Genomic DNA, 15,881 nt, shown 5'->3' on the forward strand with positions numbered 1-15,881 from the left:
CTCGGCGCGGTGGCCGGGTAGACCTGCAAATGGAAGCTGTTAAGGCTCGCTATGCTGTTCGTGAGCCTGTTGTTCCAGCTTCACCTGTGCGGCACGCTTGCGCAGGCCAAACCAGCCAAGTAGCAGTAACACGGCCAACACGGGGATGGTGGCAATAGTCCAGGTGCCGTTCGGGTAATCAAAGGCCATCATGATCACCACCGCTAACAGGAACAACAGCGTCAGCCACGAGGTGACCGGTGCTCCTGGCATTTTAAACGCCACCGGTTTGGCTTTCCCCGCCTTGATCGCCTTACGCAGTTGCATCTGACAAACGATAATAAATGCCCAAGAGCAGATGATGCCCAGTGAAGCGATATTCAGCACGATTTCGAACACCTGCGATGGCACCAGATAATTCAGCACCACGCCAATCACATAGATACCGCAGGTCACCAGAATACCGGCGTAAGGTACCTGCTGGCTGCTCATTTTAGCCATCAGCTTTGGTGCTGAGCCCCCCATGGAAAGTGAGCGCAGGATACGGCCTGTTGAGTACAGACCAGAGTTCAGGCTGGAAAGGGCGGCGGTCAGCACCACGATATTCATGATGGTCCCGATGTAGGGTACGCCAAGCTTGGAAAAGAAGGTGACAAACGGGCTTTGCCCAGCCTGATAGGCGTTCCAGGGTAACAGCAGAACCAGCAGTACTACCGAGCCGACATAGAACAAACCGATACGCCAGATCACGCTGTTGATCGCTTTTGGCATCATTTTTTCCGGATCTTTACACTCGCCAGCGGCGGTGCCTATCAGTTCGATACCGGCAAAGGCGAAGATCACCCCTTGGACCAATACCAAAGCAGGTAACAGACCGTGTGGGAACATGCCGCCGTTATCGGTGATCAGGTGGATCCCGGTTGGATCACCCGCTACCGGTGTGCCGACGCCAAGGAAGATAACCCCCACGACCAGGAACAAAGAGATGGCGGCGACCTTGATCAACGCAAACCAGAACTCCATTTCGGCGAACCATTTCACGCCGATCATATTCATGGTAGCCACAATCCCAAGCGCCCCCAGGGCAAACAGCCACTGGGGAACCTCGGCGAAGGTACCCCAATAATGCATATACAGCGCTACGGCAGTGATATCGACAATGCCGGTCATCGCCCAATTAAGAAAGTACATCCAACCTGCAACGTAGGAGGCCTTTTCACCGAGAAATTCGCGTGCATAGGAAACGAAACTGCCGCTGGATGGGCGGTGTAATACCAGCTCGCCCAAGGCGCGTAGGATGAAAAAAGAAAACACGCCACATACCAGATATACCAGCGCCAGTGCCGGACCCGCCATCTGTAGACGTGCGCCGGTGCCAAGGAATAGGCCAGTGCCGATTGAGCCTCCAATGGCGATCATCTGTATCTGCCGTTTACCCATGCTTTTGTGGTAACCGGATTCGTGTGAGTCTAACCAACGTTTTCTGGCCGCCTGCTTGTCATGTGCAGTCGTTTTCTCTGAGTGCATTATTCGTCCTGTTCCTGTCTGTTTGCATCATGGGAATGAGGTCATGGCAACATTCCGCAGTTTATGGTTGATACCAGCGCCGTTAAATAACGGCGAGGCATGCTACCCGTTCTAGGGAATTGAGGCAAAAAAACTGCGGTTCAGGGGGAGAGTGTTTCACTCAGGCCGATTCGGTGGCAGGCAGGGCGGAGGTCGGTAGCCCGAATATTTTGTCGAATGCCCAGTTAAATACAAAGGTATAGCAGGGAATAATCACGATCAGCGCCATATCCAGCAGCAAGGCCTGCAGCAGAGAAATCTCCATCCACCAAGCGATCAGGGGGATCAGGTAAACCACCAGCGTCAGTTGGAAGCCCACCGCATGCAGAATGCGGCGCTTCAGCGTGCGGGTGCGTGATGCCTGGCGGATTTCCCAGAATTCGTACAAGTAGTTGTAAATCAGGTTCCAACTGACGGCGATGGTGGTGATGATCACCGCCAACGGCCCGGTGCTGCTCGGGGCGGAGCCAGAGAGTAGTGCCAAACCAAGGGCCGAAATGACCATACCGATAACTTCATAAGCGGTCACATAGACCAGTTTGCGTTTCACGCCTTGCATGCTTTTCTCCTGCTTTATTTTTCGTGCCTGATGACGTCCGGCAACCCGATGCGTAAGATAACGTCAATACTATTGATAGAAAAAGTCAGGAGCTGTCAGTTTTACTGATAGGTGAGGTGATGAATTTTTCCAGTGACAATATCGAACTGTTTTTGGCTGTGTTGGATCGCGGATCATTCTCGGCGGCAGCCAGGGCATTGCGGCGCGTGCCTTCGGCGGTCAGCATGGGGATCGCCAATATGGAGGCGGAGCTGGGTTTTCAACTATTCGACCGCTCGCACCGCGAACCGGTGCCCACCGCGCTGGCATTGGCACTGGCTCCCCACGCACGCTTGATCGCCGAACAGCTCAAGCAGCTGCAGATCCACGCCATTGAGCTTTCTCAGGGGCTGGAAAGCAGGCTGTCGATCGGTGTGGCATCGGATATCAACAGCAGCGGTCTACTGGCGGCGGTTAAAGCGTTGGCGGAGCGCTACCCGTTGTTGGATATCGAGGTGCTGACTGCCCCACAAGATGATGTTTTGCATATGCTGCATCAACAGCGGGTCAGCCTGTGCCTGGCATTCGGCGGGCTGGACGTGAACAGCCAGGAACATTTTCACTATGTGGGTAGCGAGTCGTTGGTGGCAACCATTGCGGCACAGCATTCAGCTCTGAACGCTGGCGGTGCCGAGTTGTTTCTGGAGGAACTGGTCAACGTGCGGCAGATCATGGTGGCCAGCCGGGATTTGCCTATGGCCGATAAACGCCCACAGGTAGCGGAATCCTTCTGGCGTACTGACAGTTTGCCGATGGCGCTAAGCATGGTGGAAGCTGGACTGGGGTGGGGCAACTTTCCGCTGTCGTTAACTGCACCATTGCTGGAGCAGGGCCGGTTGATCCGCCTGAAATTTAAAAATACCAAAAACGAACTGCGTCTGCCGGTGCACCTGATTTGGTTGAAGCACCAGCCGCAACAGAAGGCGGCCAGGGAGTTGCTGGCGTTGATGATGCAGGGCAATGCTTGACCGGGGGGGAACGTGGCGCAGTTTTCTCCCGTATCCATACGTTTCTATTGCTTTTATTTTATCCAGCGCGTTAATTTGAGTAACGGAATCAGGCAAGGGAAAAGAGCATGATCAACGAAACGCTATTATCGGTACTCAGCATTACCGGGGCTATTACGCTTGGCGCCATGAGCCCAGGGCAAAGCTTTATTCTGGTAGCGCGAACGGCGGTGGCTTCGTCACGGCGCGATGGGATGGCGGTGGCATTGGGGATGGGGATCGGCTGTTTTATCTTCGCACTAATCGCCTTGTTGGGGCTGCAGTCGCTGCTACTGGCGCTGCCTTGGCTGTATACCACGCTGAAAATGCTGGGGGGGGCCTATCTGATCTATCTGGCGTTCAAAATGCTGCGCGGAGCTAATCAGCCGTTGATGATCGAAACGGTTGGCGGCCAGCAGCTAGGCTTTCGCCGGGCGTTCACCACCGGGCTGCTAACCCAACTGGGCAACCCGAACACCGCTATCGTCTTCGGCAGCGTGTTTGCGGCGTTGCTTAGCCATAAGATCCCCATGGTTCTGTATATCGTGTTGCCGTTGATTGCTCTGGCCGTCGATCTGCTGTGGTATGCCTTTGTGGCGTTTGTGCTGTCGTCACCGCGCCCGCGCCGCGTCTACCTGCGTTTCAAAGCCTGGTTCGATCGCCTGGGCGGCAGCGTGCTGGCCTTACTGGGCCTGAAGCTGATGCTCAACAAATAGTCTTATTGTGCGTGACGCCGCCGCCACCAGTAGCGAAGCAGCAGAATAGCGGCGATCACCACCACGCAGAACAGCAGGCTATACAGCTTTTTGTCACTACCGCTGACAAAACTGCTGATGGCCTGGCCACCAAAATAGCCGAGCAGTACAAATAGCGTGGCCCACAGGATAGCCCCCAGAATATTCAGCGGGATAAAGCGCGAGGGGGGCAGCTTGCTGGCACCGATCAGCACCGGGCCGATAAGCCGGAATCCGTACATAAAACGTACGCCAATCACAAATAAAATCGGGTGGCTGGCAATCAGCTTTTGGGCGCGTTCAATGCGTGCTTGTTGACTCTCGATACGGGCAAGCACCCGTCCACCAAAATGGCGCCCGGCAAAATAGAGCACCTGATCGCCCAAGGCGCCGCCAATGGCGACCACCGCAATCACCAGCGGCAGGCGCAGCAATCCGTTGTGTGCGGCAATTCCTCCCAGCAGGGTGATGGTTTCCCCTTCGAGCAGGCAGCCAATCAGCAGTGCCCAGTAGCCATATTGGGTAATGTAGTGGGCTAAATCCGTCATTGTTGTTCCTTCATTGCGATGAAATAGGATTATAACACCCTGTCCCCGCAGCGGGGGGAATTGAAACGGCCCGATGTTAATAATAGATTCTTGCATTCGCATAGTGTTTAATCCGTTATTAATAAACTCGTCTGCCAATGACATGGAGATATTATGCTCAAGGTTGCTCTCTGGTTGGTTCTATCTCTGTTTTCAGGGAGCGGGGTGATAATTTATGCTTTGCAACAGCAATATGAAGAGCAATCAGTCACCTATCGTATTTTATATCGTGAGGTGACGGTTAAATTATCCCAACTTGAGACGGTGCTTTCCTTACTGTCGGTGTCCAGCGATCCTGACATCGTCCAGCAAAAATTCCCGCAGATTGTGGCATGGAAACGTATGCCACAGGCGCAGCCAATCCCGACCTTGACGCCAACGGGAGAGGGAACTTACTGGCTGGCCCACCAACATTTTGCGCTGTTGATCGATCCTGCGCTGCTATTTGCGGACATTCCCCAGCGTCATGATTTCCGGCATATCGGCCTGAGCTGGCACAACAAACCTTTATTTGAGCAGGGGGATCATGCTCAACCAGCGTATTGGCAATGGGACAAGGGGATCAGCAGTGCCTCTCAGCCTTTTGCATTATCCGCCCGAAACGACCCTGATTGGGCGCGTTTGCCTTGGTTGCTGTTATTGCTGCTGCCGGTTTTCTGGGCTGCTGTCGTCTATTTTATCGACCAATACCGTATTCAAAAACGCCAACGCAATATTGCCGTTTTGCGTGAACACTTCTCGCAATTGACTCGGCTTAACGCCATGGGGGAAATCACGGCCAGTATGGTTCACGAACTAAACCAGCCGCTGACTGCGGTGTTAAGTTATAACCAGGCCGCCCTGCGTCTGTTAGACCAACAGCAGCAGGATAAAGCCGCGCCGCTGCTTGATGCGGCAGTGATACAAATCAAACGCATCAGCACCTTGTTGCTGCAATTTCGGCAAAAGTTGGCGCATGAGCAGGTAGTATTGCAAGAGGTCGATCTGCATAAGGTCTGGTTGCGCGTCACTATGCTGCTGGAAGATGAGATCAACAAGGGCAAGGTCAGGATCGTTAACCGAATGCCCGATGCGTTACCCCCTCTGCGAGCCGATCCTCTCTGGGTTGAACAAATCTTCCATAACATAGTGACCAACGCCATTCAGGCACAACAGCCCAATCAGCCGGAGCCAGGTTGGGTGGCAATCGATGCTGAATACTCGGATCAAGGGATCCAACTGATGATTACCGATGGTGGGCCAGGACTTTCTGAACCCGCATTACAACAGGTCTTTATTCCCTTCTTCACGACTCGCCAAGAGGGTTTGGGATTGGGCATGGCGCTGACGGAAACTCTGGTTCAGCGCCTGAACGGCACTATTACGGTGGAAAATATGGCCGGCCAGGGAGCGCGTTTTACCCTATGGTTTCCGTTTAACACTCAGGAGGAGTGATGGAACAATTTATTTATCTGATTGATGACGATCGGGCCATCCGTAGTTCGCTAACTTCACTATTGGCAACCATGGGCTGGCAAACGCTGGCTTATGAAAATAGTCTGGATTTTCAACAGCGGATGGGGGAACCACAGGCGCTGTGCGGCTGTTTGCTGCTGGATATTCGCATGCCGGGCAAAAGCGGCATCACGCTTCTGGAAGAGTGGCAACAACAGGGGTTGGATATCCCCGTTATCATCATGACCGGCCACGGGAATATTGATTTATGCCGGCGGGCCTTCAAAAACGGGGCTTTTGAATTCCTGACCAAGCCCATTGATGCCGATCTGCTGATCGAAACTGTCGCTGGGGCATTGGAGCATCAGCGAACGTTGCAACAACAGCGGCAAGCAACCGCCGAGTTACAAGAGAGGCTCAAGACGCTCTCAGCGCGGGAACTGGAAGTCACCGGGCTGATTATGCAAGGGAAATCCAGCAAGGAAATTGCTCTGGAGCTAGAGCTTTCGCCGCGCACGGTAGAGGCCCATCGCGCCAATTTATTTGCCAAACTGGCGATTAACTCGTCGGTGAAGTTAATGAAAGTCTATGGTGAGCTGTTTTCTCCACCAAGAGTTAAGTAAAAATACCTAGGGCAGTAGGTATTCAACCGAATTGCGACACCGCTGCGCGCTGGTTATTTTAGCTGAACCTTCATTGTTCATCATAAATAACCTTTCAAGCGAGGATCGCATGAATATTAAACCTCTGGTACTGCTGGTTTCCCTCTCCGTTGTTTCCGGTAATGTTTTAGCCGATGATTATTTAGAGGGATACTATGGGGCGATAAAACTATTGCACGCCAGGCAATCCGCAGAAGATATGAATACCAGCAGCCGCCCAGGCGTGGGTGATTTTGTCAGCGGTGACGAAAAACATAATTTCTATAACGGGGCTATTGCTGCAGGCTATCAATTTGGCAATGGCTGGCGCAGTGAGGCAGAGTATGTGTTCAAAAAGAAAAGCGAATACACCAGCGGCTCAACCACCTTTGCCAGCAGCTACAATCACCACAAAGTGGACGCTCAGCGCCTGATGCTCAATGCCTATCGTGACTACGCGCTAGGGTATGACTTCTCGGTTTATGGCACGGTTGGCCTGGGTATCGCCAAAGTAAAATCCGACGGCTGGCAGGGCAATACCTCGCGCCAATACGCGGCAAGCACGCAAAATAATCTGGCTTACTCCATTGGCGCAGGGATCAGCTATGCGGCCATGGAGCGGCTCAATCTTGATTTGGGCTACCGCTACGTGGATATGGGCAAGATTGAAAGTGGTTACAATAACTTTACCAATGCCCGTGGGTTAAAAGATGAGCAAATGAAAGCACGCCTGGTTTCCAGTGAGTTTGCTTTAGGCGTGCGTTACCTCTTCTAGTCTTATCATTGATATCGGGCCGTGAGTTGCGCCATCGCGGCCTGTACCGCCGAACAATCTGTTCGGCGGTTCCTCCCCCCTGATAGCTCGGAAAAACCATAACTCATGCTGCTGCCATGATGGTCACCTCGGTTTTTTGCTGCGAGATAAGTGATAATAGCCGTCATGCGATGCAGATTAATCATTCTGCCATGCCCTGGCGGCGTGGCGTAGTAGAGGAGTAACCGATGTATCAGGATTTTGACAGTGAGTTGAAGTGGGCCATGCGCCATATGCCGCGTACCCGCGCTGCAGTGGCGGCGTTACCGGACCTGCACGGCGTGCGTCTGGCGTGTAACATGCACCTGGATCTGAAAATGGCCCCGCTGGTAGCCGGGCTGTTGGATAAGGGCGCTGCCATTTATCTCACCACCTGTAACCCGACGACGGTACAGGATGACGTAGTGGCCTGGCTGGAACGTCACGGTGCCCAAGCGCACGCCTGGCGTGATATGAGCGATGCCGACTGGTCTGAATCTTTCGACCGCGCGCTGGCCTGGGGGCCGACTCATCTGTGTGAAATGGGAGCCGATCTGACCACTCGACTGCATCAATCTGCCAATGGCCCACAGATCAAGGCTGGGCTGGAAGCGACCGGTTCAGGCATCAGCCGCTTGGGGGGCATTGCACCGCGTTACCCGATCTTTAACTGGGATGACCTGCCGGTAAAAGAAGGGCTGCATAATCGCCACATGGTTGGGCTGACCGCCTGGCATACCTTCTTCCAGACCACCCATCTGACGTTGCATGAAAAATGTGTGGTGGTGATTGGTTATGGACTGGTGGGCCAGGGCGTAGCCGCTTCTGCCAAGGCTTATGGCGGGCAAGTTATCGTGGCGGAAATCGATCCGGCCCGGGCTTTGCAAGCGCGCTACGATGGTTGGGCGGTAGTCGATTTAGCCACTGCCGTAGAGCAGGCCGACGTGATTGCCACGGCCACCGGAGCCAAAAACGTGCTGTCTGCACGGCATCTGGAACGGGCCAAGGATGGGGTGTTTATCCTCAACGTTGGGCATGTGGCGGAAGAGATCGACGTCGGTTTCCTGCAAGGCCTTCCGCACAGCGAGCCAATGCCATTTGTGAACGCTTACCAACTGGCAGACAAAACGCTGTATCTGCTGGCCAACGGGTCGATGTTCAACCTGACGGCAGGCTACGGCGACAGCCTGAATGCCTTCGATGTGACCCTGGCCGTGATGGCCGCCGGGATCGGACATATTGTCGGTGCCGGTGAGCAGCATGCTGCCGGATTGTACCTGTTGCCGCAATCTGCCTGGCAGCCAGCGCTGTAACTTTTACCTTGCGGGCGTACAACCCAGTACGCTCGCGGGTTGCATAAATTTTGCGCCGATAGATTTTGTCACAAATAGCTACTCACAATCACAGTGCAATTCTATACCCCTCACTTATAATTCAACGCAGTCGGTTCTCTCCTCCGTTACAGAGTAATACATGTGAAAATCCGTGTTTTGGTTCTAACCCTGCTCGCGTTGCAAGCCGGTACTGGACTGGTGCCGAGTGCATTAGCCAGCAATAAAACCGCCGCAGTGCAGGCCTCCCAGCCTGAGTTGGCTTCTGGCAGTGCCATGGTGCTGGATATGCAAACGCATCGGGTGATTTATTCACGTAACCCCGATGAAGTGGTGCCTATCGCCTCGATCACCAAGCTGATGACGGCGATGGTGACGCTGGATGCCCGCCTGCCGCTGGACGAAATGCTGTCGGTCGATATCAGCCAGACGCCAGAAATGAAAGGGGTCTACTCCCGGGTGCGGTTGAACAGCGAAATCAGCCGCAAGGATATGCTGCTGTTGGCGTTGATGTCGTCGGAAAACCGGGCCGCGGCCAGTTTGGCGCATCATTATCCAGGGGGCTATAACGCCTTTATCAAGGCGATGAATGCCAAAGCCAAAGCGCTAGGCATGACTAATACCCGTTACGTTGAACCGACCGGGCTATCGATTCATAACGTATCTACCGCGCGTGACCTGACCAAGCTGATGTTGGCGACCAAGCAGTACCCGCTGATCGGCCAGTTGAGCACCACTACCGAACGGATGGCGACCTTCAAGGATCCCAACTATACGCTGCCGTTTCGCAATACCAACCATCTGGTCTACAACCCGAAATGGAATATCCAGCTGACCAAAACCGGTTTTACCAATCAGGCCGGACACTGCCTGGCGATGCGTACCGTGATCGGCAACCGCTCCGTTTCGCTGGTGGTATTGGACGCCTTTGGCAAATATACCCATTTTGCGGATGCTAGCCGCCTGCGCACCTGGATTGAAACCGGCAAAGTAACGCCGATCCCCGCGGCGGCGCGGGATTATCGCCGCCAGAAAGATGCCGCCCTGGCGAAGAACGACACGGAATAAAACGTGACTTATTAGTCTGCCGTCTGTTACGGCAGGCTATCACTTTCCCATTGTGCAAAATTCACGACTTAAGCCTGCACCTGCAGTAAAATCATTAGGATTTCCCCTCTTCATGTTTTTAACCCGCTATGCTAAACCGGTATGGCTATCCCACCCTTTAATAAGGAAAGTGCATTTTGGCAGGCAGTAGCTTATTAACCCTGATCGACGACATCGCTTCGTTACTGGATGATGTTTCACTGATGACGAAAATGGCGGCCAAAAAGACCGCCGGGGTGTTGGGAGACGATCTGGCGCTCAATGCCCAACAGGTTAGTGGTGTTAAGGCCGATCGCGAAATCCCCGTGGTGTGGAAGGTGGCCAAAGGCTCGTTTATCAACAAGGCGATCCTGGTACCGCTGGCATTGCTGATCAGCGCTTTCGCCCCCTGGGCGATTACGCCGCTGCTGATGGTCGGTGGGGCTTACCTCTGCTATGAAGGGTTTGAAAAGGTTTACCACAGCCTGATGCACCGCAAGGGCGCAGAGGCAGAAGAGAAAGCGGAACTGGATACCAGTGAGGACGTTGCGGTCTATGAACAGCGCAAAATCAAAGGCGCCATTCGTACCGACTTTGTCCTCTCCGCCGAGATCATTGCCATCACGCTGGGGACCGTAGCCGGAGCCACCTTTAGTCAGCAGGTGATTGTGCTGTGTGGCATCGCCATTGTGATGACGGTTGGGGTGTACGGCATCGTGGCAGGCATCGTCAAGCTGGACGATCTGGGGTTCTACCTGGCCCGTAAGAGTAGCGCGTTAGCACAATCGTTAGGGCGCGGTATCGTCAGTGCGGCACCTTATCTGATGAAAACCCTGTCGGTGGTGGGTACCCTGGCCATGTTTATGGTGGGTGGCGGTATTTTGACCCACGGCTTACCGCCGGTGCATCACCTGTTCACCGACTGGGCGAGTTATTCTACGGTAGTGCCTGGCGTTGGTGCCATTCTTGGGGGCCTGACCCCAACGCTGCTGAATGCAGTGTTTGGCCTGATCGCCGGTGGCGTTGTGATGCTGGTGGTCTCTGGGATTGGTTCGGTGCGGGCTCGTTTTAAGGCTTGATACTGCGGATTAGTGAAAAACACCCGAAATGTGTTTTTTCGGGTGTTGACAGCGCGAACTCATAAAAATTGGGCTTTTTTAACGTTGGCGCTGTCGGCAACACGGCGTTTTGCCTGTGGGCTTAACCTTCTTGGTGAAGTTGCGGATGGTGGGGCTCAGGGAAGTTTTTCCCTTTGGCGATTTTCCCATCACGCAACTCAAACTCCCCGGTCAGTAATTTCTGGTTCACAACCTGGGTAGCAGCCATCTGCATCATTAGGCGCTGACGGGCCAATATTTTGTTACCAACAGGTTTTTCAGCAAGTAATGACATAACCCCTCCCATCTGCACACAATCCGTTATAAGCGTGCCAACCAGCTGGCAATCGACAGAGTCTGGTATCACTTTGGGTTCTTTGCGGGTTCCGTAACCCTAGCAGGCTATTATAGATGATGACCAGATCAACTTTGCGTTCACTGTGAACATCAGGCGCTGCATAGAACAAATATCCACCAGGTTTGCAAACACTATAATGAAGTCTCACCAGCTTGGCAACGTTGAACAAGACTCTGGATCCGTTTTCACCCGGCAACGGCACGTGTCTAAATTGGCCGTATTCTTCAGGTACGCTCAGAGCGTCGAAAAAGATTTCTACCATGCCATTGGGTGGAAAAGGTATGTCAGGCATGTTGATAGCGTAGCCTTTGGCTCGAGCCTCTGTCGCTGTGGCTATTTTGTTGAACACCACAAGGAATAGCTTGCCTCCAACTTCAAAGGTACCAGTGACGTAGGGCTTTCCGTAGTCTCGGTTGATTTCCAAAGGATACGGAAGAGTTAGGTGATGAATTGAGGCCATCCTGTGCTCTCTTTAACGTAGCAATGAAGGCATTCAACACGATTTTTAGCGGATTTTGACAATAATATAAGAGAGTTGGGAAGCGGCTCGAAAAGAATCTGAGCTCATTGATATGCTTACATCACTGCAGAGCGATGCAGGGCGCATTGATGCGCCCAATGGGGGGGAGAACTAGAAGATCAGTTTGAACACACCGGTAATGGTCAGTAGGCCAACAATAAAGATAATCGCAATAATCCACAGAAAAATTTTCATCCGTCTCTCCCGACTGTTTATGTTTAGTGAATGCGTGAATGCACGCTGAGATCGCTAAGCCACGACAAGATTAACTATAGATGAAAATCAGCAGCTTGCCCGGAAAGGGCCTAAGGCAGCGTATGGCTGCCGTCATTCAGTGGCCGCTGCATCATATGAGTATCCAGCCAACCGCCAAATTTAAACCCGACGCCGCTTAGAGTGCCGATGCTGGTGAAGCCCAGCTTGCGGTGCAGGGCAAGGGAGCCAGCATTGCCAGCAGCATCGCCAATCGTTGCCAGCATCTGCCGCCACGGGCCGTGTTCACAGCGGGCAATCAATGCGCCGAGTAACGCCTTGCCAATACCTTGCCCTTGCAGGCCTTCGGCGACATAGACCGAATTCTCGATGGTATAACGATAAGCGGGTCGCGGCCGATACGGCGTGGCATAGCAATAGCCCACGACGCGGTCTTCCATCTTCGCCACCAGCCATGGCAACCCCGCAGCCAAGACGTTTTGGCGGCGCTGTTGCATCTCATCCAGCATCGGAGGCGTTTCTTCAAACGAGGCGGGCCCGTAAAGCACGTGATGGGCATATATCTGTTGAATGGCGGCCATATCCTCAGTACCGGCATCGAAGACGCTTAGCGTTGCCCGCGGTGGGGGTGCAAGTGACATAGAGCTCCCTTTTATGATGATAAATCAGAGTACCAAGGCATTATGCTCCGCGCCTGGCGACAAGATAAATTGGCTTTTTGTCTGGTGGGGATAAGAAAAAATGATGGCATTTTCATGCTGACAAATGTGTTAGGTGAAGAAAGGTATGCCATTGCGTTAGGTGTTACCCCCTCACCCTAGCCCTCTCCCACAGGGCGAGGGGACCGATCGAGTCCGTTGATACTCCCGATTACTTCCTGAAACGACGCAGATGCATCGAAGGTACAAACCAGTTTCGTCATTCTTTACTTATTTGATATTACTATGTTTTATTGTTATTACGGGTTAAACAAGTACTCCGGCCAGCTCCCTCTCCCTGTGGGAGAGGGTTGGGGTGAGGGGACACGGGTTACCCCCGCATCAGCTGTGTGACGCACTGGCGCAGATAGTCCAACAGAGCCGGGGTGAGCCAGGTGCCCTCGGTCAAAGTCGGCTCCTGTTCCATCGCCTGACGGATCTTCATCTGGGTGGCCGGATTGTCACTGGCATAGGACTGGAACAGCTCCAGCCAAAGGGCTGCCAGCTGTTTAGCCTGTGTTGATGCAGGTGCAACCTCCTGCTGCATCGCTTGCTGGAATTGAGCAATGAGCGCTGGCCATTCCTGAATGCGATCAAAATAGTGAGCACGGACATAGGCATATTCGGTATCAGACAGGTATTTTTGATAGATCGCCAGCTTGGTTTCGGCAAAGGCTCGGGTGACGTAATCGGTCATTGCTGGCGTGATCCCCGTTTGTTCGCGCATCGAAGGCTCATCGGCGTGCATGGCGTTGAGGCGGGTCAGAAATGCCGGATTGCCTGCAGTATCACGCTCCAGCGTGCACATCCAGCGGCGCGCAATGGCCTGAGCACGCGGATCTTCGGTGCTTGCCCCACCGTCCATCAGCGCTTGCACCGTGCTCACCATCTCCTGCCATTCACGATTACGCGCTTCGTCGGCCTGATAGAACGGCAACTGCGCCAGTTCGTCGGCGGTAAAGTATTTGTCGTACATGGTCATCATCTCCAACGTGGTCAGCCAATCATTCAGTTCAGGTTCATTGCCTTGAGTCAATTGGGCGTGCATATGCTGTAAGCGACTGCGCAACGTGGTTATCTGCGTCAGTTGCCGATCGAGCATGGCAATCTGCTGTTCAATAACCGCAGGTAATGCCAGCCCTGAGTGCGCCAGAATCGAGTCGATTTCTGCCAGTGCGACACCCATTCGCCGCAAGGCTTGAATATGGTGCAGGCGTGTAATATCTTCCCGGTTGTAGAGGCGATATCCGGCATCGGAACGTGTAGAGGGAACCAGCAGCCCAATGCTGTGGTAATAATGTAAGGTTCTTATGGTGATGCCCGAACGGCGGGCCAGTTCGCCGACTTTCAGTAACATGCTGGTTATCTCCCTGGTGTGAGCAGAGATACTACAGCCTGACGTTACGTGAGGGTCAAGCAGGGAGGTGGGGAATTTTTGTGGCGCGTTGCAGGCACCAACAACCAGCGCCTGCAACAGATCGCGGGGGAGTTACCAGCCTTTGACGGCACCGCCGTTGAAGATCTTCTCTGCCGCTTTGGCGACTTCATCGGACTCGTAGGCTTTCACGAAGTTTTGCACGTTCTGTGCATCTTTATTATCTTCGCGCGCCACCACGATATTGGTGTACGGCGAATCTTTATCCTCGATAAAAATCCCGTCTTTGGTCGGCGTCAGGCCAATCTGGTTGATGTAGGTGGTGCTGATCACCGCTACCGCGACTTTCGGATCGTCCAATACCTGGGGCAGCTGTGCACCTTCCAGCTCCATAATCTGGTAGTTGTGCGGGTTGGCACTGATATCCAGCGAGGTTGGCAGCAGGCCTTTGCCTTGCTTAAGCTCGATCAGCCCAACCTTTTGCAGCAGCAACAGCGCACGGCCCAGGTTGGTGGGATCGTTCGGGATGGCAATTACCGCGCCGTCCTGCAACTCTGACAGTGATTTGATCTTTTTCGAATAGCCAGCCATGGGGAACACAAAGGTATTGCCTACCACCACCAGTTTGTAGCCGTGATCTTTATTTTGCTGTTCCAGGAAGGGGCGGTGCTGGAATACGTTGGCATCCAGTTCCCCTTTGTCGGTGGCATCATTGGGCAGCAACGAACCGCTAAAGCCAATCAGCTCCACGTCCAGGCCATATTTCTCTTTGGCCACCCGTTTGGCGACCTCTGCCACGTCCTGCTCGGCACCGTTAATGACGCCAACCTTGATATGGTTTTGATCGGCTTTCTGATCGCACCCTTGTAATAACAACGTTGCTGCTAATGCTGCGGCCAAAGCGGTGCAGCGCCAAACAATTGCCATGAGTGACTCCCTGTAAAAACAATAAGATCGGTCAGTGTTGTGCCAACAGCTAAACCTATGGCCGTAGCCAAGTCAAATCCTGGTTAAGCACAATTTCTTATAGCTCATAACCCGGCGATCAGCGCGGTCGTAACACCACGATCCCCGGCGTATTCAGCACATAGCTGGCAAACGCCGAGTCCATCACTTTGTGGTTTTCCGTGCGCGAGGAAGCATGGCGCAGTACCGGCCCATTTGGGGTCATGATAAAGAAGCCGGTATGGGTAACGTCCAGCCCAGGCAGCTTGGTATAGATGCCGATATAGTCACCGGTCTGTAATTGGCTAATCACCTGCTCATCAATAAATTCGCTAGGGATATAGGTGACGCTGCGCTCGGTGACTGGGATGCCAGGCAGATAGAGCTCGCCATCCGCTTTGCGGTTGAGCTGTTTTACCACGGTGACGGTATGCGGGCTGAGTTGCGGGGTGACGTCATCGGCAAGGATCTGGCGGGTGTGTGCCCAGTCGGTGAAGAAATGCTTGCGCTGCGGGAAACTGATGTCCCCATTGATATAGCGCGTCTGAATCACATTTTCGACGAATTCATTTTCGCTGGTGGCGGTTCTGAGCGCCTGCACGTAATCCAGATAGGTAAAGCAATCTACCCCACGGAAATCGATCACCAATTGTTCCGCTGTGGTGGCGGAACCGATCAGCCGGTTGGCTAGGTAAGGGGTTTCCAGGAAAGTCTGCGAGAGCATCTCAATGGCCCGCCCTTTATCGATTTCCGGTACCGCCGCATGCAGAGCCAGCGCTGCCTGCAGTTTGTTTACTGTGTAATCGTCCATTGCTATCGCCATTGTTATTGGTTTCACCTGTTGCGGTAGCGATTCTACCGGGATTTTGGCCGGTTGTTTACCACTGCAACCCATCAGCGTCGTACACAATATTATCAGGGCCAAGCCACGCATCCCTCT

General features: G+C 53.5%; 17 protein-coding genes. 8 read left to right on the forward strand and 9 right to left on the reverse strand.

All coding sequences use genetic code 11. The features are described from left to right. Positions 1-39: 39 nt before the first annotated feature. Together ansP and KGP16_RS08165 are read right to left on the reverse strand one after the other, a co-directional pair. Positions 40-1,506 carry an L-asparagine permease gene (gene ansP / locus KGP16_RS08160; protein WP_223501132.1) on the reverse strand — a complete coding sequence of 489 codons (1,467 nt, stop codon included), beginning with the start codon at positions 1,504-1,506 and terminating at the stop codon, positions 40-42. A 160-nt stretch (positions 1,507-1,666) separates the two neighbouring features. Then, the gene (locus KGP16_RS08165) at positions 1,667-2,104 is read right to left on the reverse strand and encodes a PACE efflux transporter (RefSeq protein WP_021180412.1); all 438 of its coding nucleotides are present in this window, start codon (positions 2,102-2,104) and stop codon (positions 1,667-1,669) included. A 119-nt stretch (positions 2,105-2,223) separates the two neighbouring features. Between KGP16_RS08165 and KGP16_RS08170 the strand changes: the two genes are divergently transcribed. Together KGP16_RS08170 and KGP16_RS08175 are read left to right on the forward strand one after the other, a co-directional pair. Next, on the forward strand, positions 2,224-3,111 hold the full coding sequence (locus KGP16_RS08170; RefSeq protein ID WP_021805214.1) for a LysR family transcriptional regulator: 888 nt from the start codon (positions 2,224-2,226) through the stop codon (positions 3,109-3,111). A gap of 107 nt (positions 3,112-3,218) precedes the next feature. Further along, a complete protein-coding gene (locus KGP16_RS08175; RefSeq protein WP_021805213.1) occupies positions 3,219-3,845 on the forward strand; it encodes a LysE family translocator in 627 nt (208 codons plus the stop codon). A gap of 2 nt (positions 3,846-3,847) precedes the next feature. On the opposite strand, the gene KGP16_RS08180 is transcribed toward KGP16_RS08175, so the two are convergent. Beyond that, on the reverse strand, positions 3,848-4,411 hold the full coding sequence (locus KGP16_RS08180; protein ID WP_021805212.1) for a DedA family protein: 564 nt from the start codon (positions 4,409-4,411) through the stop codon (positions 3,848-3,850). A 204-nt stretch (positions 4,412-4,615) separates the two neighbouring features. Between KGP16_RS08180 and KGP16_RS08185 the strand changes: the two genes are divergently transcribed. The 6 genes from KGP16_RS08185 to KGP16_RS08210 all read left to right on the forward strand — a co-directional run bounded on the left by KGP16_RS08185 (position 4,616) and on the right by KGP16_RS08210 (position 10,814). Continuing rightward, a complete protein-coding gene (locus tag KGP16_RS08185) occupies positions 4,616-5,884 on the forward strand; it encodes a sensor histidine kinase (RefSeq protein WP_223501134.1) in 1,269 nt (422 codons plus the stop codon). Then, complete coding sequence (locus tag KGP16_RS08190; protein WP_021805210.1) at positions 5,884-6,507, forward strand: response regulator transcription factor; 624 nt, start codon at positions 5,884-5,886, stop codon at positions 6,505-6,507. The genes KGP16_RS08185 and KGP16_RS08190 overlap by 1 nt, the downstream gene beginning before the upstream one ends. Positions 6,508-6,616: 109 nt before the next feature. After that, entirely contained in the window at positions 6,617-7,300 is a 684-nt protein-coding gene (locus tag KGP16_RS08195) for an outer membrane protein (RefSeq protein ID WP_021805209.1), read from the forward strand. Between the two features lie 227 nt (positions 7,301-7,527). Beyond that, positions 7,528-8,631 (forward strand): adenosylhomocysteinase, encoded by a 1,104-nt coding sequence (locus KGP16_RS08200; protein WP_021180419.1) that lies wholly within the window; start codon positions 7,528-7,530, stop codon positions 8,629-8,631. Between the two features lie 156 nt (positions 8,632-8,787). Further along, complete coding sequence (pbpG, locus tag KGP16_RS08205) at positions 8,788-9,717, forward strand: D-alanyl-D-alanine endopeptidase (protein ID WP_037375110.1); 930 nt, start codon at positions 8,788-8,790, stop codon at positions 9,715-9,717. 176 nt (positions 9,718-9,893) lie between these two features. Beyond that, entirely contained in the window at positions 9,894-10,814 is a 921-nt protein-coding gene (locus KGP16_RS08210; RefSeq protein ID WP_021805207.1) for a DUF808 domain-containing protein, read from the forward strand. Between the two features lie 121 nt (positions 10,815-10,935). On the opposite strand, the gene KGP16_RS08215 is transcribed toward KGP16_RS08210, so the two are convergent. From KGP16_RS08215 to KGP16_RS08240, 6 genes are all read right to left on the reverse strand, one after another. Next, entirely contained in the window at positions 10,936-11,127 is a 192-nt protein-coding gene (locus KGP16_RS08215) for a hypothetical protein (RefSeq protein WP_223501136.1), read from the reverse strand. Then, on the reverse strand, positions 11,111-11,650 hold the full coding sequence (locus KGP16_RS08220; protein ID WP_037375109.1) for a hypothetical protein: 540 nt from the start codon (positions 11,648-11,650) through the stop codon (positions 11,111-11,113). The genes KGP16_RS08215 and KGP16_RS08220 overlap by 17 nt, the downstream gene beginning before the upstream one ends. Before the next feature lie 365 nt (positions 11,651-12,015). After that, complete coding sequence (locus KGP16_RS08225; protein ID WP_209523510.1) at positions 12,016-12,564, reverse strand: GNAT family N-acetyltransferase; 549 nt, start codon at positions 12,562-12,564, stop codon at positions 12,016-12,018. 388 nt (positions 12,565-12,952) lie between these two features. Next, positions 12,953-13,978, reverse strand: coding sequence for a MerR family transcriptional regulator (locus KGP16_RS08230; RefSeq protein ID WP_223501138.1), 1,026 nt, complete (start codon positions 13,976-13,978; stop codon positions 12,953-12,955). Between the two features lie 132 nt (positions 13,979-14,110). Then, entirely contained in the window at positions 14,111-14,923 is an 813-nt protein-coding gene (locus KGP16_RS08235) for a MetQ/NlpA family lipoprotein (protein WP_021180425.1), read from the reverse strand. A 118-nt stretch (positions 14,924-15,041) separates the two neighbouring features. Continuing rightward, positions 15,042-15,875 carry a DUF1460 domain-containing protein gene (locus KGP16_RS08240; protein ID WP_021805203.1) on the reverse strand — a complete coding sequence of 278 codons (834 nt, stop codon included), beginning with the start codon at positions 15,873-15,875 and terminating at the stop codon, positions 15,042-15,044. Positions 15,876-15,881 lie beyond the last annotated feature (6 nt).

Origin of the sequence: Serratia sp. JSRIV006, assembly GCF_019968685.1 — a bacterium.
Taxonomy (GTDB): domain Bacteria; phylum Pseudomonadota; class Gammaproteobacteria; order Enterobacterales; family Enterobacteriaceae; genus Chania; species Chania fonticola_B.

What these genes read in the sequence shown, in the direction of transcription:
- KGP16_RS08200 (WP_021180419.1), top strand. Translation starts at nt 7,528, where the DNA reads ATGTATCAGGATTTTGACAGTGAGTTGAAGTGGGCCATGCGCCATATG.
- KGP16_RS08175 (WP_021805213.1), top strand. Translation starts at nt 3,219, where the DNA reads ATGATCAACGAAACGCTATTATCGGTACTCAGCATTACCGGGGCTATT.
- KGP16_RS08230 (WP_223501138.1), bottom strand. Translation starts at nt 13,978, where the DNA reads ATGTTACTGAAAGTCGGCGAACTGGCCCGCCGTTCGGGCATCACCATA.
- KGP16_RS08215 (WP_223501136.1), bottom strand. Translation starts at nt 11,127, where the DNA reads ATGTCATTACTTGCTGAAAAACCTGTTGGTAACAAAATATTGGCCCGT.
- KGP16_RS08190 (WP_021805210.1), top strand. Translation starts at nt 5,884, where the DNA reads ATGGAACAATTTATTTATCTGATTGATGACGATCGGGCCATCCGTAGT.
- ansP (WP_223501132.1), bottom strand. Translation starts at nt 1,506, where the DNA reads ATGCACTCAGAGAAAACGACTGCACATGACAAGCAGGCGGCCAGAAAA.
- KGP16_RS08195 (WP_021805209.1), top strand. Translation starts at nt 6,617, where the DNA reads ATGAATATTAAACCTCTGGTACTGCTGGTTTCCCTCTCCGTTGTTTCC.
- KGP16_RS08170 (WP_021805214.1), top strand. Translation starts at nt 2,224, where the DNA reads ATGAATTTTTCCAGTGACAATATCGAACTGTTTTTGGCTGTGTTGGAT.
- KGP16_RS08165 (WP_021180412.1), bottom strand. Translation starts at nt 2,104, where the DNA reads ATGCAAGGCGTGAAACGCAAACTGGTCTATGTGACCGCTTATGAAGTT.
- KGP16_RS08180 (WP_021805212.1), bottom strand. Translation starts at nt 4,411, where the DNA reads ATGACGGATTTAGCCCACTACATTACCCAATATGGCTACTGGGCACTG.
- KGP16_RS08235 (WP_021180425.1), bottom strand. Translation starts at nt 14,923, where the DNA reads ATGGCAATTGTTTGGCGCTGCACCGCTTTGGCCGCAGCATTAGCAGCA.
- KGP16_RS08240 (WP_021805203.1), bottom strand. Translation starts at nt 15,875, where the DNA reads ATGCGTGGCTTGGCCCTGATAATATTGTGTACGACGCTGATGGGTTGC.
- KGP16_RS08220 (WP_037375109.1), bottom strand. Translation starts at nt 11,650, where the DNA reads ATGGCCTCAATTCATCACCTAACTCTTCCGTATCCTTTGGAAATCAAC.
- KGP16_RS08225 (WP_209523510.1), bottom strand. Translation starts at nt 12,564, where the DNA reads ATGTCACTTGCACCCCCACCGCGGGCAACGCTAAGCGTCTTCGATGCC.